This is a genomic window from Geofilum rhodophaeum, assembly GCF_002210225.1.
Lineage (GTDB): Bacteria > Bacteroidota > Bacteroidia > Bacteroidales > Marinilabiliaceae > Geofilum > Geofilum rhodophaeum.
The window spans coordinates 1-2,673 of the sequence record NZ_MWUJ01000049.1 but is presented as its reverse complement, the minus strand read 5'-3'; the positions used below and the strand labels follow the sequence as shown (position 1 = coordinate 2,673).

At 32.6% G+C, this 2,673-nt stretch carries 2 protein-coding genes; both read right to left on the bottom strand.

The features are described from left to right. Window positions 1–127 precede the first annotated feature (127 nt). On the bottom strand, window positions 128–1,267 hold the full coding sequence (locus B4W65_RS16890) for a hypothetical protein (RefSeq protein ID WP_146697834.1): 1,140 nt from the start codon (window positions 1,265–1,267) through the stop codon (window positions 128–130). 29 nt (window positions 1,268–1,296) lie between these two features. Beyond that, entirely contained in the window at window positions 1,297–2,625 is a 1,329-nt protein-coding gene (locus B4W65_RS16885) for a hypothetical protein (RefSeq protein WP_088656334.1), read from the bottom strand. Between the last annotated feature and the right edge of the window lie 48 nt (window positions 2,626–2,673).

Below are 2,673 nucleotides of genomic sequence, written 5' to 3'. Positions count from 1 at the left end.
CTTCGGTTTTTGCATGCGGTACAACGGATACGTGTATGAGTAGTGGCGGATTACGGGGCACTTTCCTGTCAAGATACGATGAACTTGATGCGAGGTAGAACGCGCGAATGCGCTACAACCCCCGCCATTACTTATACACGATGTTGGCAACTGGGCTTTTATCCCAATCTCTAATAACTTCACCTTCCAATAATTTTACATATTTTAGGAGGTGTGTTGTCATTCTTGGAGTTCCATCAAAACTAGTAAATCTTTTAATATCCGATTGTGAAACCTTGAAAAGCTCGTTCATTTCTTCTTTCGTCCATTTTATTTTGCTTAAAAAATCAACTTGAATTAATTCTGGAAAATAACTATATGTTTCTTTAGTATTATGAGTGATTCGTAATCCTATTAAGCTGTGCAACTTACTAATCCTTTTATCTGTGCTGACAAAAACTGGTATCATATCAGGAATTGGAGTCTTGTAATAAGCATTAGTTACCTTATTAATTATTGTTGGAAATACTAAGTCAATCGCTCCGTTAAATATCCTATGTAGTTTTTCATTTGTAGGGAGATTCTTTTTAGGGAAGAATATATTTTTGAATTCATCTGAGCCTCCAAATAGATTTACGCATAAAAAATACATTATGCCAGAAACTGAGTCAATATCCTCTCGCATAAATCTATTTAGTGCATCTATTGCTTCCTTCCCACTGATTTCATTGGACTCAAATCTATTAAATAGTAAAATGACTTTAAGACACAAAATGTACATTACAATCAATGGATGTTGATAAAAAGAGTCTTGCTCAAGGAATGGAAGCATACTCGATGGGTATTCTCCTTTATCAATAATAGGTTCTTGAACTCTTTTTAATTGAATGAATTTATCAAAATCTCTATAATCCAGATGTAGAAGAAACATGAGAGCTTCATGGGTTTGCTTCCGTTTCTCTTCATTTACAGAAAAGTCTGATTTACGTCTTGAGGATTCGTCAACTCCAAGTGTAGCTAAAACTTCCAAACTATAACGAGTAATCTGTTCGTTCAAGTACCTTATAGCATATACGGTCTCTTTGTTGTTTGGATTATCAACAAAACTCTTGGGGTTTAGATAAAAGTCACGATAATAAACAACAATATTCGAGTCAAAAACTAGTGCCACTTTCTTAGATGAAATATTTTGAAATAAATCTTCTAGAGATTGAAAGGTTTTATTCTGTAAATATGTTGATGAGAAATAAAGCATATATTTTTTAAATTCTATCAAATTAACTGGCACTACTTCGGATTAACAACAGGATTTTATTCTTATCTGATAATATCCAAATCATAAAAGAAATTATCAATAAATCTCCAAGTGCAATTATTGTCTCCAATCATTGAAATTTCACCATTGTTACCTTCACAAATAAACCTAAAAGTAATTGATTTTGTTACTGTTTCATTATTCAAAACATAGCTAACTTTTAGTGTTATTTCTGAAATAGCGGGGGACTTATCATCAACTTTAGTTATTTCAAAGTCAATTAATTGTTTATTATCGAGTAAATCCCTTATCCGTTTGGCTTCTTTTCCAAGACTAACTTCTCTCGAAGAAAATCGTTGAATTTGCCCAACAATTTTCCCGTAATTTTTCTTTTGCCAGTATGTTGCAAAAAGTATAGCTTCCTTTTCAGGATAAAAATCTGTATATTCTGAAACATCTCCTGTTTTTGGAATGTCTACTCCAATAACTATCTGCCTAGGTTTCCATTTTTCAACCTTTCTGGAAACTTCTGCACTTTTCTTTTTTATTTCGGAGTATTGGTCTAATGACCTTTTAAGTTCAGCCAAGTTATCTTTAAAACTTAGTTCCTTTTCAGGTTCAGGAATTTCCTTTTTCCCTTCTTTGATTGCTTTTGCCCAATCTTTAATTGCAATTAGTGTAGCCCAACATTTTGCAGCTACAATTTCATTTGCATAATTTAAATCTCGTCCATGTATTATTCCATTCCGATATGGCATGTCAATTGGTTCTGTTGTTGTCCTTTTTCTATTAGAATTAAAAACATCCCTTATAACACTTAATCCAGAACTATGCGCTGCAATTGAATCCCACGCAGTCAAATCCGTTGATTCAGTGAAAAAACCTTTGTTTTTATCTATGTCATTTACAGAGCCATCAATAATCATTAAAAGGATTGGAATGCAAGAGTAAAATTTTTTATCAATTGTGTCCTGATATGCTAATTTGATAAAATCATACCGTTTAGCAAATTCAGGTATACCTTTGAAATGCATTAATAACCACTCAATTTCTCCTGAACAATAATAATTGACAAGTTCGTGATTTGCTTCTACAATTTTCCCAGATTCAGCTAGTCCAACAGCCTTTTCCATTAAATCAGAATTCATTGATTCATGAGCAATCCAACCGCTTTGGGCAAAAATTTTATTGAATTTGTCTGGTAAGGTAGATAAATGAATAATCTGTTTTTTGAAATCAGGTATTTTATCTAAAGTCTCATTTAATCCCTTGTCTTTAAATCCAAAAAAAGAAATAAATTTCACGAATTTTCGCAAAGAATCTGCTCCTTCAATCTCATTTCTGAGTTTAGAGTAGGAAGGTATGTTTTCTATTTTATCGTCTTCTTTCATGTAGTGAGTGTCTTTTTAGCCTTGTTGCCAACGTGTGGCAATATAGTG